We start from the raw sequence: 12,207 nt of genomic DNA on the forward strand, positions 1-12,207 counted from the left end.
GCACTGGTGTGCCGATCAACCCCGAGCCGGGGCTAATTCGTTTCCGCGGGTGCGGGCAGTTGCCCCATCCCGGCACCGAGCGCTACCTCTCCAACTCCCACGCTACTACTTAGCGGAGTCGAAGAGTCAAACAAGACATGATCAAAACGGCGCAGCATCAGCCCTTCGCGCAGCGCCCACGGGCAAATGCGCAGGTGTTTGATCTTCAGTTTCTTCATGGCCTCGATCGCCACCAACGCGCCGGCCAGCAGCTGCGGGGCCCGCACCTGGGAAACCCCGGGCAGTTCGGCGCGTTCCTCCCAGCTCATGGCCATCAGCCGGTTCGTCCACAGTTTCAGGCTTTCGCGTTCCAGCACCCGCTTCACATAGGGCCCCTCGGTGCTGGGGGCGGCCCCGGTAATCCGGGCCAGGGAGCGGAAGGTCTTGGAGGTGGCGGTGGCCAGGGACGGTTTGCCGTACTGGGCCAGCTCCGTGGTGGGGTCCGAGAGCACATCGCGCACATAGGTGCGCAGCTCCTTGACCTGCTTGGGGGTGGGCCGGTCATCGGGCAGCCATTCGCGGGTCAGCCGCCCGGCGCCCAGCGGCACCGAGTAGGCCACCTGCGGGAATTCATCGTTGCCCAGGGCCAGTTCCAGCGAACCGCCGCCCATGTCCAGGTTCAGGATCGAGTCGTAGGCCCAGCCGAACCAGCGGCGCACCGCATAGAACGTCATGCCCGCTTCCTCTTCACCCGAAAGCTCCAGCAGCTTCACCCCGGTCTCGGCCTCCACGCGTTCCAACACGTGGGCGCCGTTGGAGGATTCGCGGATCGCGGAGGTGCAGAACGCCATGAAGTCCTCCACCCGGTGGCTGCGCGCGAACCGGGAGGCCTCGGTGATGAAGCCGATCAGTTCGCGCTGCCCCTCCTCGGTGATGGCCCCGTACTCGTTCAGGTACTGCACCAGGGAGAGCGGGCGCTTGTGCGACGCGTAGGGGTTGGGCCGGGCGCCGGGGTAGGCGTCCACCAGCAGCAGGTGCACGGTGTTCGAACCGATGTCCAGTACGCCCAGCCTCATCAGATGTCCTTCGCGTCGGGTAGCCTGCGCTACTTCTCGGTCTTCTTCGCGGTGGTCTTGGCCGTGGTGGCCTTCTTTGCCGTGGAGGCCTTCGTGGTGCTCTTCTTGGTGGTCGTCGCCTTCTTGGCCGGGGCCTTCTTGGCGGCGCTCTTGCGCTTGACCGGGCCGCGGGCCCGTTTCTCGGCCAGCAGCTCGATGGCCTTTTCCCGGGTCAGCTCCTCGATCGCGGTGCCTCGCGGGACGGTGATGTTCGTTTCCCCGTCGGTGATGTACGGTCCGAAGCGGCCGTCCTTGACCACGATGTTCTTCTCACTGGTCGGGTCGGTGCCGAATTCGGCCAGCGGCGGCACCGCGGCACGCCGGCCGCGCTGCTTGGGCTGGGCGTAGATCGCCAGCGCCTCCTCCAGGGTGATGGTGAAGATCTGCTCCTCGGATTCAATGGAACGCGAGTCGCTGCCCTTCTTCAGGTACGGGCCGAAGCGCCCGTTCTGCACCGTGATTTCCTCACCCTCGGCATCGGTGCCCACCACGCGCGGCAGGCTCAGCAGCTTCAGCGCCTCCTCCAGCGTGACGGTCTCAATGCTCATTGACTTGAACAGCGAACCGGTGCGCGGCTTGATCTTGGCCGGCTTCTTCGGCGGCTTGGGCTTGCCGTTCTTGTAGTACTCCACCGGCTGGGCGGCCAGTTCCTCGGCGGTCGGCTCCGGGATCACCTCGGTGACGTAGGCCCCGTAGCGCCCGTCCTTGGCCAGGATGGTGCGCCCGGTCTGCGGATCCACCCCCAGCTCGCGTTCGGAAACCTGCGAGTTGGCGAACAGCTCCTCGGCCTTTTCCGCCGTCAGCTCATCCGGGGCCAGGTCCTCGGGCACGTTCGCGCGCTCCGGGGTGGCGTCCTCGGCCGCATCGGCGGGCAGGGCGCGTTCCAGGTAGGGGCCGAACTTGCCCACGCGCAGCACGATGTCATCGGTGATGGCAATGGAGTTGATGGCCCGGGCGTCAATGTCCCCCAGGTTTTCCACCACGTGCTTCAGCCCGCTGGCCGCGTCGCTGCCGAAGTAGAACAGGTTCAGCCAGTCGCTGCGGGCGCGCTGGCCCTTGGCGATCTCGTCCAGGTCATCTTCCAGCCGGGCGGTGAAGTCGTAGTCCACGTACTGGGCGAAGTGCTCCTCCAGCAGGCGGATCACCGAGAAAGCGATCCAGCTGGGCACCAGGGCGCCGCCGCGCTTGGTGACGTAGCCACGGTCCATGATGGTGGAAATGGTCGGCGCGTAGGTGGAGGGGCGCCCGATCTCCCGCTTTTCCAGTTCCGCCACGATCGAGGCTTCGGTGTAGCGGGCCGGCGGGGTGGTTTCGTGCCCCAGGGCCTCCAGTTCGGTGCCGTTCAGCCCGTCCCCGACCTTCAGCTGCGGCAGGCGGGCCTCGGCGGACTCGCTGGCCTCGGCCTCCGGGGTGGTGTCCTTGCCCTCCTCGTAGGCGGCCAGGAAGCCGCGGAAGGTGATCACGGTGCCGGAGGCGGAGAACTCGGCCACCCGCTGGTCGCTGGCGGTGCCGGCCAGCTTGATGGTGGCGGTAAAGCCCTTCGCGTCGGACATCTGGGAGGCGACGGTGCGCTTCCAGATCAGCTCGTACAGGGTGTACTCGTCCTTGCTCAGCGAAGCGCGCACATCCCTGGGCCGGCGGAACATGTCACCGGCCGGGCGGATGGCTTCGTGGGCCTCCTGCGCGGCATCGGTCTTGGCCTTGTAGACGCGCGGACGCTCGGGCACGGAGTCCGCGCCATACAGTTCGGTGGCCTGGGTGCGGGCCGCGTGCACGGCCTCGTTGGAGAGGAACACCGAGTCGGTACGCATATAGGTGATGTAGCCGTTTTCATACAGGCGCTGGGCGACCTGCATGGTGATCCGCGAGCTCCAGCGCAGCTTGCGCGAGGCTTCCTGCTGCAGCGTGGAGGTGGTGAACGGTGCGGCCGGGCGGCGGGTGTAGGGCTTGTCCTCCACCGAGGTGACCTTGAAATCGGCCTCGGCCAGGTTTTCCACCAGCGAGCGGGCGGCCGCCTCGTCAAGGTGGGTCACCGCGCTGCGCGAGCTCTTGAGCTGCCCACGGTCATCGAAGTCGCGGCCGGAGGCCACGCGGGCCCCGTCCACGGAGGAAAGCTTGGCGGCAAAGGATTCGGCGTTGCCGGTGGCGAAGACGCCCTTGATGTCCCAGTAGCCGGCGGAGATGAACGCCATGCGTTCGCGTTCACGCTCCACCACCAGGCGGGTGGCCACCGACTGAACACGGCCGGCGGAGAGCCCGCGGGCGATCTTGCGCCAGAGCACCGGGGAGATTTCATAGCCGTAGAGGCGGTCCAGCACGCGCCGGGTCTCCTGCGCGTCCACCAGGTCGGTGTCCAGTTCGCGCATGTTGCCCAGGGCGCGTTCGATGCCCTCCTTGGTGATCTCGGTGAAGGCCAGGCGGCGCACCGGCACCTTGGGCTTGAGCACCTGCAGCAGGTGCCACGCGATGGCTTCGCCCTCGCGGTCCGCATCTGTGGCCAGGTAGAGCTCGTCGGCTTCCTTCAGCTTGGCCTTCAGCTCGGAGACGCGCTTCTTCTTGTCCGGGTAGACCACGTAGTAGGGTTCGAAGTCGTTGTCCAGGTCGACCGCAAACTTGCCCACCGAGGTCTTCTTCAGCTCGGTCGGCAGTTCCGAGGGCTGGGGAAGGTCACGGATGTGCCCCACCGAGGCGTCCACGTCGAAGCCTTCGCCCAGGTATTTGGCAATCGACTTCACTTTGGCAGGGGACTCGACGATGACGAGCTTCTTACCGGTTTTTTCCTTGGCCTTCGGGGGCACGGCTCTCCTTCACACGGTGTCGGCAACAACCCGACCCCGAAACTATCAGACCCGCTGTCGTTGTCGCCAAGATGCATCCATGGCTCCAGTGCTGAGCCACGATTCCCGATGATCATACATCGGGCAGCAGCCTGTCCTTGCTACGCCCCGGCCGGGGAAGGATGCGGGTACTCGGGCAACAACGATACCAAGTAGAACATCCGGGTGGAGTGGATACTGCGCTCCTCGGCTGTGGCCATGGCCTCATATTCGTAGATCAGGTCCATCAGCCGGCGGTTAAATTCCTTCTGCTTGTCCTCCGGGAGGAACACCAGCCCGCTGCTGAGCAGCGGTGGGCGGTCCGCGGGGGCCACGATGCCGGCCTTGGCCTCGGCCTCGCGGCGGGCCACCTCGGCGTTCAGCCGGGTGCGGAAGTTGTTCAGCTGCACGTTCAGGTAGGCGGTCTTGGCGTTGGCCGAACCGTCGTGGGTGTTCAGCTCCAGGCGTTCACCGGCCGCCTTCCACCGACGTTCGCGCGCATCACCCTCATTGGCGGCGCGCACCACGTATCCGTACTTCTCCAGCGCCCGCAGGTGGTAGCTCATCGCACTGGGGGTCAGCGAGCACAAGGTGGCCAGCTCGGTGGCGGTGCGGGTGGCCTGGGAGGCAAAGAGTTCGTCGAGCACGATGAGCCGGGCGTCGTGGGCCAGCGCGCGAATCGCCTGGGGGTCGGTGATGGACACCAGTTTCGGGTCCGGCGCGGCCCCAGGGGCCTGGTGCTCGTCAGGCCTCTCGGATGTGTTCTGTGTCATACCGAAAAACTTTAGTCCTTGTTTCACACTTTGCGAAGAAAGCCATGCCGGATTAAGCGTTCCACCCCGTCACGCAGGCGATCGGCGAAGGATTCATCCCCCTCCCCGATCAGCGCGTCCAGCGCATTGACCAGCTGGTCCACGCTCAGTTCCCCGTCACTGGCGGACACGAACCCGGCCTGGGCGGTGTCCAGCACCTCGCTGCGGCGCAGTCCCGCGCCCTGGCGCAGCAGGATCACCCCGGGATGTTCGGCGCCCGGGCGCTGGTGGCGCTCCTCGGTCACGTCCTCCGCGACCTCCAGGTGCCACTGTCCCCATTGCCCGTTGGCGGCACGCAGCTCGGCTGCGGTGTGCAGGTCCCGCTGCAGGAAGGGCGCCAGCGGCTGCTGGACCGGGTGGGTGATGGATTCGAAACGCTGCTCGGGCCGATGCCCGTCCCGGGCCAGGCCAAGGTAGACGTAGCCGAACCCGATCCCGGCGACCGAACGGCCGGCAAAGTCATCCAGGTACGCCTGGTAGGCCTGCTGATACTGTTCGGGGTCCTGGTCCTGGGAGGCATCGCGCAGCCAGGTTTCGGCGTACAGGCTGGGGCTGGACTGCTCCCGCTGGATGACCCAGACATCCAATGCCGGATCAAACCACGGGCGGATCCGCTGATCCCAGGGCTGCTCGCCCAGCGGGATTTCCCAATTCGCCAGCATCTGTGCACTGCCCCCGGGCTCCAGGTAGCTGGGCAGCTGCGAAATCAGGGCCTGGACCAGGCTGTCCCCGGCCATCCCGCCATCACGGTAGGTGAAGATCGCTTCGTCCTCCGCGCGCGGGGTGATGACAAAGGGCGGGTTGGTGGCGATCAGGTCAAAGCGCCGCCCCTGCACCGGTTCAAACAGGCTGCCGCACCGCAGGCTCACCCGCTCCTCCAGCCGAGCCGGATCCACCTCCAGCTGCCGGTGGTTCAGCAGCAGGTTAAACCGGGTGAAGGCCAGGGCGCGCACGGAAAGGTCGGTGGCCGTGACATGCCGGCAGTGGGCCAGCAGGTGGAATGTCTGGATGCCGCACCCGGTGCCCAAATCCAGGGCCCGGTCCACCTGGGGACGCAGCGTGATCTGCGCCAGGGTCAAGGACGCCTGGCCGATGCCCAGCACATGGTCCGCCCGCAGGACCCCGGGGCGCTGGTGCGCGCCCAGGTCGTGCGCCACCCACAGTTCCGCGGAGCTGTCCGATGCGTGTGGGGTCAGGGCCACACTGGCCCGCAGCCCTGGACCATGCTGCTCAATCAATCCCAGCCGCAAAAGCCCCTGCACCCCGGTGCGGCTGAAGGCCGCATCGATCCGGTCGGCCGGGTAGCCCTGGCCCAGCTGGAACAACCCAATCACCGTGGCCAGCCCGGACTGCTTCGGGGTCGCCCGGCGCACCTGGCGCAATGCCGGCGGGATCTGGTCGCGGCCGAACGCCTCCACCGCTTCCTGCCCGAGCAGGGCCGTGATCGCATCGAACGTGAAGTCCAGTGCGGTTAGATCGAAATACAGGGAATCAAGCAGCGCCTGCTGGTCACTGCGTGGGGCGTCGTCAACGGCGGCAAAATCGGTGGAAGTCACAATTGCGATTCTAGCTAGTTGCGGCAGAAATGACCGGGGGCAGGCGCGTACGATGCGGTCATGGCCTTAGTCACCGTCACCTACCTGCAGCAAACCGATCCCTCCCAGCTGGTCCCCTCCTCGCGTCCCCTGCCCGAGGACGCGCGCATCGACTGGGTCCAGCAGATCACCCCGGAGTTCTCCCGCTTCCTGTACCTGGGGGTGGGCAGCGAACTGCACTGGGCCGATCGCCTGGTGCTCACCCGTCGACAGTGGCTGGAGCAGCTGCGGGCCCCGGGCTCCGAAACCCATGTGCTCTACCGCCATGGGGCTCCGCAGGGGTACATCGAGTTGGCCGCTGTGCCCGGCACCGCCGGGACCGAGGTGGAAATCTTCTACTTCGGCCTCTTCCCCCAGGCCATCGGCCAGGGGCTGGGTGGCGCCCTGCTCACCGAGGGGATCCGGCGGGCCTGGACACTGGACGAACGCCATGCCGGGATGGCGCCGGTCAGCCGGGTGTGGCTGCACACCTGCTCCCTGGATGGGCAGCAGGCCCTGCCGAACTACCAGGCCCGCGGGTTCACGGTCTATGACGTGCAGGAAGAGCAGACCGAGCTGCGTGATCCCTCCAAGGACCTGTGGCCCGACGCTTCCCGGGTGTAGCCCGAAACGAAGCAAGGCCTGGAGATCCCCACCAGGGATCACCAGGCCTTCACACTGTAGCCGGGCCTAGGCGCTGAGCGCCGCCTGCTGGCACGTCGGGCAGCGGCGCAGCTGCTCGTCCTGGGCGCATTCGGTGCAGAACAGCCGCAGGTTGCGGCAGGAGAGCTCGGCGCAGTTCTCAAACTTGTTGGTCGGCGCCTGGCAGCCCACGCATTCGCCGATGGTCACCGCGTCGTCGGTGAATTCCATGTGCATGCGCTTGTCGAAAACGTACAGCGAACCCTCCCACAGGCCGGCATCCCCATACTTTTCTCCGTAGCGCACGATCCCTCCCTGCATCTGGTAGACCTCTTGGAAGCCACGGTTGATCATCAGCGCCGAGAGCACCTCACAGCGAATCCCACCGGTGCAGTAGGTGACGATCGGCTGGTCCTTGAGGTGGTCGTATTTACCGGAGTCGATCTCTTCCAGGAAGTCCCGGGTAGTGTCCACCTCGGGCACAATCGCGTTCTTGAACCGGCCAATCTGTGCCTCGAACGCATTGCGCCCGTCGAAGAACTGAACCTGGGTTCCTTCCTTCTGCTTGGCCTCGACCAGTTCATGCAGCTCTTCCGGACGCAGGTGCGTGCCGCCGCCAACGACGCCGTTCGCGTCGACCTGCAGCTCCCCCGGTGCCCCGAAGGTGACAATCTCATCGCGCACCTTCACCGAGATGCGCGGGAAGTCCTCGGCGGAGCCTTCGGACCACTTGATGTCCATCTTCTTGAAGGCCGGATATTCGCGGGTGGCCTTAACATACTGCTTCACCGCGGAGATCTCCCCACCGACGGTTCCGTTGATGCCGTCCTTGGAGATGATGATGCGTCCTCGCAGACCCCACTGCTCCAAAAGGGAGCGCTGCCACAGGCGGATCGCCTCGGGGTCGTTCAGCGGTGTAAAAGCGTAATACAAGACAATGCGATGAATGGCCACAAGGTATAAGGGTAGTGGGTTTAGCGTCCATTCAGGTGCTACGTGGAGCAACGTCACATCAGTTTGACTATGATTTCAAGTAAGCAACGATTGGCCTTTGTCAGCGAGTTACTAGGAAAGACAGGGTAGGGTCAAAGCATGGCATCAAACGCAAGCGATGAACTAATTGGCACCTGGGTTGCAGGCTGGTCCGGCGCGCGCGGCTATGAAGCGCGCCATGAAGGCCGTGTCCATGCGGCGCTGCGGCACGACACCACCGAGGACTGGGAGTACGTCATCTACGACCCCTCCCGCGAGGAACTGCAGGCCGTTGCCGAGACCCTGAAAAAGCATCCGGCGCGACGACTGACCGCCTTTTCCGAAGACGTTCCGGGGCTGATTGAGCTGGCCAACGAGGTCGGTTTGCAGATCGCTGCCGATGACGAAGTTTTGATGGTTACCGAGTTGGCTGCCCACGACGTGGAGGTGCCGCTGCCCCCGGATGGCTTCGTGTTCCAGATTGAACGCGATGGCACCCACGCCTACGTCTCGCTGCACCCGGAGGATAACGAGGAAGTCGTTGCCGCCTCCGGCCACGTCTCGGCAGTAAATGGTTATGCCATCTTTGACCGCATCATCACCGGTCCCGAATTCCGCCGCCGCGGCCTGGGCACCCTGGCCATGCGCGCCCTGGCCTCCTTGGCACAGGAACACGATGTGGACGAAGGCCTGCTGATTGCCTCCGTTGACGGCCAGAAGCTCTACGCGTCACTGGGTTGGACGAATCTGGGCAGCGTTGTGGCCTTCAAAGGCTAACTCGCACGCGTCCGCCCCCTCGCCGCCGAGCCCGCTTCGGCGGCGAGTAGCATTTAACGGACCGGGCAGGCCCGCGTGCTCACCCCGGCTGTGAGCTTGGGGCTGCACCCCGCCGGCCCTGCCAATCATGCGTCCATCCCGCCAACCACCGAGGTGATCCCAGCCCATGGCCAAGACCGTCAACGCGCTGCTGGATCCATTCGAACGGCACAATGACCCGGACGCAGTAGTGCACCGCCGCGTGGTGCCGGCCAAGGATGAAATCACCGCACCGTGGCCCGAATGGCTTGACCCGCAGGTGCGCGGGATTTTCCAGGGGCTGGGGATCAACCAGCCCTGGCTGCACCAGGTTCAGGCGGCCGAGCTGATCCATCAGGGACAGCACACGATCGTGGCCACCGGCACCGCCTCGGGCAAATCCCTGACCTACCTGATGCCCGGACTGGACGCACTGTACCGGGCACGCCAGGCCTCCCCCAACGACTGGGACGCCCAAGCCACCATCTTGTACATTTGCCCGACCAAGGCGCTGGCCGCCGACCAGCTGGCCACCGTGCAGGCCCTGCAGGTGCCCGGGGTACGGGCCTCCAGCTATGACGGCGACACAGACCCGGCCAGCCGCTCATGGATCCGGCAGCACGCGAACTTCATCTTCACCAACCCGGACATGCTCCACCGCGGCATCCTGCCGAACCATCAGGGCTGGGACCGCTTCTTCAAGCGACTGCGCTATGTGGTCATTGATGAGGCGCACTCCTACCGCGGGGTCTTTGGTTCCCATGTGGCCAACCTGCTGCGCCGGCTGCGTCGGGTGTGCCAGCACTACCGGTCCGGCCCCGTCTTCATCGGCGCCTCGGCCACCAGCGCCGACCCGGCAGCGTCTTTCTCGCGGCTCATCGGCGCCCAGGCCGAAGCGGTGACCCATGACTTCTCCACCTCCGGCGAGCTGGTAATTGGGCTGTGGGAACCGCCCCTGACCGAACGCGTGGGAGAAAACGGGGCACCGGTTCGTCGCACCGCGATCGCCGAAAGCGCTTCCATCCTCACCGATTTGATGGCCGACCACACCCGCAGCATCGTCTTCATCAAGTCCCGGCGCGGCGCCGAAACGATTGCCACGCTCACCCGCCGTCACCTGGAACAGTTCGCCCCCGAGCTCAGCGTCCGCCTGGCTGCCTACCGCTCGGGCTATCTGCCCACCGAGCGCCGGGAGATCGAATCGGCTCTGCGCTCGGGCAAATTGCTGGCAGTCACATCCACCTCCGCGTTGGAACTGGGAATCGACATCGCCGGACTGGACGCCGTGGTGGTCGCCGGCTGGCCGGGCACCCGGGCCTCCTTCTTCCAGCAGATCGGCCGGGCCGGGCGGGCAGGACAGGGTTCCCTGGCCATTTTTGTGGCCAGTGAAGATCCCCTGGACACCTACCTGGTGCACCACCCGGAGGCGATCTTTGACCTGGGCGTTGAGGCGACGGTGTTCGATCCGCAGAACAAGTACGTGCTCTCCGGTCACCTGTGTGCGGCAGCCCAGGAACTGCCGTTGCGCAGTGAAGAACTGGAAATGTTTGGCCCCACCTCGGAGGAGCTGCTCGATTCCCTGGTGGCCCGTGGTTACCTGCGCCGCCGCCCGGCAGGCTGGTTTTGGACCCACGCCCAGCACGCGGCGGCCATGTTCTCCATCCGCGCCGATGGCGGGGGCCCGGTAAACATCATCGACGCGGAATCCGGCGCGATCCTTGGCACCATGGACTCACCGCAAACCCACTACCAGGCCCACCCCGGCGCGATTTACGTCCACCAGGGTTCCAGCTACTTTGTTGAAGAGCTCGACGAACAGAACCATACCGTCGTTGTCACCCGCGTCAACCCGGACTATTACACCACCGCGCGGGACATCACCACGGTCGCCGTGCAGGGAACCGAGCGCAGCAGCGAGCACCGCGACCTGGCCATCCACTTTGGAGAAGTCATCGTCACCACCCAGGTGGTGTCCTTCCAGCGCAAGTCCGTCTCCTCCAACGAGGTACTCTCCGAGGAGCCGCTGGATCTGGAAGCACGCGAGCTGCACACCAAGTCCATCTGGTTCACGCTCACCGAACAGCGGCTGATCAATGCGGGAATCACCCCCGAATTTTTCCCCGGGGCCCTGCATGCGGCGGAGCACGCGATGATCGGTCTGCTGCCCTTGGTGGCCACCAGCGACCGGTGGGATATTGGAGGAGTCTCCACCGCCTTGCACGTGGACACTGGGCAGCCAACAATCTTCGTCTACGATGCCCAGCCCGGCGGTGCCGGATTCGCCGAGCGGGGTTTTGAACAATTCGTCCGTTGGGTGCGGGCCACCCGTGATGCCATCGACAGCTGCGAATGCACCAACGGCTGCCCCAGCTGCGTCCAGTCCCCCAAGTGCGGCAATAGGAACAATCCGCTAAACAAGGCCGGCGCAATCCTACTGCTCAGCGCAGTGCTGGATGACATCGAGCCGCGGCACTGGCGCTAGGAACTGATCAGTTCCACAGTGGCGGCGGCCCTGCCCGCGCGGTCGCTCGCGCCTGATACACATTCAGGCCTGCGAAGGTAAATCCCACCGGCACGCTCACCGATACCTGCACCACCTGACCGCCTTGCAGGGCGCAATGTTCCACGCCAGCCCCGTTGCTGCCGGCGATCTGCACAGCCACGGCGCACGGTTCACCCTCACGCAGCCCGCGGGCCGTATCCGCCGCGGCGAGCGCCGCTAGATCGGCGGCAGTTCCAGCCCGGGTGGCCGCATGCCCTGCCGATAGGATCAGCGCGATGGCCCCGCAAGCCAATATTCCCACCAGCAGCAGGGCCAAGCCCAGCACCGTGCCGCTGCCGCGTTCCGGATCCTGCCCGAGCGTTGCTGACCTGTTCATTTCTGCTCCCACGACGCATGGGCCTCGCCGCGCAGGGTAACCGTCCCGATCAGGGGCACCTGCAGGATTCGGCTCACCTTCACCTCAGCCAATGACCCGCCGGTGCTAATGCTGAACCGTGCCTTGCCTCCGGCCAGGCGGCTGCCGGTGGCCCGTGCCTGGGCAGGCTCTTCACCGCGCGCCAATTCCCGGGCAACCGCCGAGGCAGCCTGCTGCACCCGGATCTGCTGCATTCCCAGGACTCCCACGCCCAAAGTGAGGCTGAGCATCAGTGCAATGCCCGGCAGCAGCACCGCAAGTTCTGCGGTGCTGCTGCCCCGGTCATCTTTCAGCCCCATAGCTAGAGGCTCAGGGCCCTGCTGATCAGGCCCAGCAGCATGCCGCGCACATCCCCGCTGGACAGGATGCTGATCAATAAACCAGCGAAGGCAACCGCTGCCAGGGTCACCATGGCGAATTCGGCGGTCGTACTGCCGCTCTCATCGTCCCATTCAATCCCGGCAGGCACCCCGGGACGCTCTCGTAGACCCTTGGAACCCATTGCGTTCCTGATCCGTGATTTCATGTCGGTTCCTTTCGAGGGTAATTTTCCGAATCATTTCCGGTTGGTTGGACAAGGTTGG

11 protein-coding genes are annotated in these 12,207 nt (G+C 65.4%); 3 read left to right on the forward strand and 8 right to left on the reverse strand.

Annotation, left to right across the window (positions count from 1 at the left end; all coding sequences use genetic code 11):
• Positions 1-32: 32 nt before the first annotated feature.
• The 4 genes from AC6I21_RS11580 to AC6I21_RS11595 all read right to left on the reverse strand — a co-directional run bounded on the left by AC6I21_RS11580 (position 33) and on the right by AC6I21_RS11595 (position 6,278).
• Positions 33-1,055 (reverse strand): Ppx/GppA family phosphatase, encoded by a 1,023-nt coding sequence (locus tag AC6I21_RS11580; protein WP_138176915.1) that lies wholly within the window; start codon positions 1,053-1,055, stop codon positions 33-35.
• A 29-nt stretch (positions 1,056-1,084) separates the two neighbouring features.
• Positions 1,085-3,892, reverse strand: a complete 2,808-nt coding sequence (gene topA / locus AC6I21_RS11585; protein ID WP_497762412.1) for a type I DNA topoisomerase — start codon at positions 3,890-3,892, stop codon at positions 1,085-1,087.
• Between the two features lie 140 nt (positions 3,893-4,032).
• Positions 4,033-4,683 carry an ArsR/SmtB family transcription factor gene (locus AC6I21_RS11590; RefSeq protein WP_138176910.1) on the reverse strand — a complete coding sequence of 217 codons (651 nt, stop codon included), beginning with the start codon at positions 4,681-4,683 and terminating at the stop codon, positions 4,033-4,035.
• A 23-nt stretch (positions 4,684-4,706) separates the two neighbouring features.
• Entirely contained in the window at positions 4,707-6,278 is a 1,572-nt protein-coding gene (locus tag AC6I21_RS11595) for a DUF7059 domain-containing protein (RefSeq protein WP_497762413.1), read from the reverse strand.
• A gap of 60 nt (positions 6,279-6,338) precedes the next feature.
• Here AC6I21_RS11595 and AC6I21_RS11600 point away from each other — a divergent pair, with 60 nt between their 5' ends.
• The gene (locus AC6I21_RS11600) at positions 6,339-6,920 is read left to right on the forward strand and encodes a GNAT family N-acetyltransferase (protein WP_396277068.1); all 582 of its coding nucleotides are present in this window, start codon (positions 6,339-6,341) and stop codon (positions 6,918-6,920) included.
• A gap of 66 nt (positions 6,921-6,986) precedes the next feature.
• On the opposite strand, the gene trhO is transcribed toward AC6I21_RS11600, so the two are convergent.
• Positions 6,987-7,892, reverse strand: a complete 906-nt coding sequence (gene trhO / locus AC6I21_RS11605; RefSeq protein ID WP_497762414.1) for an oxygen-dependent tRNA uridine(34) hydroxylase TrhO — start codon at positions 7,890-7,892, stop codon at positions 6,987-6,989.
• A gap of 138 nt (positions 7,893-8,030) precedes the next feature.
• On the opposite strand from trhO, the gene AC6I21_RS11610 reads away from it, so the two are divergent.
• Both AC6I21_RS11610 and AC6I21_RS11615 read left to right on the forward strand, forming a co-directional pair.
• Positions 8,031-8,687 carry a GNAT family N-acetyltransferase gene (locus AC6I21_RS11610; RefSeq protein ID WP_138176898.1) on the forward strand — a complete coding sequence of 219 codons (657 nt, stop codon included), beginning with the start codon at positions 8,031-8,033 and terminating at the stop codon, positions 8,685-8,687.
• Positions 8,688-8,853: 166 nt separating this feature from the next.
• The gene (locus tag AC6I21_RS11615) at positions 8,854-11,187 is read left to right on the forward strand and encodes a DEAD/DEAH box helicase (protein ID WP_421014096.1); all 2,334 of its coding nucleotides are present in this window, start codon (positions 8,854-8,856) and stop codon (positions 11,185-11,187) included.
• 7 nt (positions 11,188-11,194) lie between these two features.
• Here AC6I21_RS11615 and AC6I21_RS11620 read toward each other — a convergent pair whose 3' ends face one another.
• From AC6I21_RS11620 to AC6I21_RS11630, 3 genes are read right to left on the reverse strand one after another with little or no spacing between them, the layout of a single operon-like run.
• Positions 11,195-11,584, reverse strand: a complete 390-nt coding sequence (locus tag AC6I21_RS11620) for an Rv3654c family TadE-like protein (RefSeq protein ID WP_138926663.1) — start codon at positions 11,582-11,584, stop codon at positions 11,195-11,197.
• Complete coding sequence (locus AC6I21_RS11625) at positions 11,581-11,922, reverse strand: TadE family type IV pilus minor pilin (RefSeq protein WP_497762415.1); 342 nt, start codon at positions 11,920-11,922, stop codon at positions 11,581-11,583. The genes AC6I21_RS11620 and AC6I21_RS11625 overlap by 4 nt, the downstream gene beginning before the upstream one ends.
• A gap of 2 nt (positions 11,923-11,924) precedes the next feature.
• On the reverse strand, positions 11,925-12,149 hold the full coding sequence (locus AC6I21_RS11630; RefSeq protein WP_497762416.1) for a DUF4244 domain-containing protein: 225 nt from the start codon (positions 12,147-12,149) through the stop codon (positions 11,925-11,927).
• Positions 12,150-12,207: the final 58 nt, after the last annotated feature.

Source organism: Glutamicibacter sp. St.4D3 (assembly GCF_059728615.1).

Bases quoted from the DNA above. Each gene is read 5' to 3' on its own strand.
- AC6I21_RS11600 (WP_396277068.1), top strand. From the start codon at position 6,339: ATGGCCTTAGTCACCGTCACCTACCTGCAGCAAACCGATCCCTCCCAG.
- AC6I21_RS11615 (WP_421014096.1), top strand. From the start codon at position 8,854: ATGGCCAAGACCGTCAACGCGCTGCTGGATCCATTCGAACGGCACAAT.
- AC6I21_RS11580 (WP_138176915.1), bottom strand. From the start codon at position 1,055: ATGAGGCTGGGCGTACTGGACATCGGTTCGAACACCGTGCACCTGCTG.
- AC6I21_RS11625 (WP_497762415.1), bottom strand. From the start codon at position 11,922: ATGGGGCTGAAAGATGACCGGGGCAGCAGCACCGCAGAACTTGCGGTG.
- AC6I21_RS11620 (WP_138926663.1), bottom strand. From the start codon at position 11,584: ATGAACAGGTCAGCAACGCTCGGGCAGGATCCGGAACGCGGCAGCGGC.
- AC6I21_RS11590 (WP_138176910.1), bottom strand. From the start codon at position 4,683: ATGACACAGAACACATCCGAGAGGCCTGACGAGCACCAGGCCCCTGGG.
- AC6I21_RS11630 (WP_497762416.1), bottom strand. From the start codon at position 12,149: ATGAAATCACGGATCAGGAACGCAATGGGTTCCAAGGGTCTACGAGAG.
- AC6I21_RS11610 (WP_138176898.1), top strand. From the start codon at position 8,031: ATGGCATCAAACGCAAGCGATGAACTAATTGGCACCTGGGTTGCAGGC.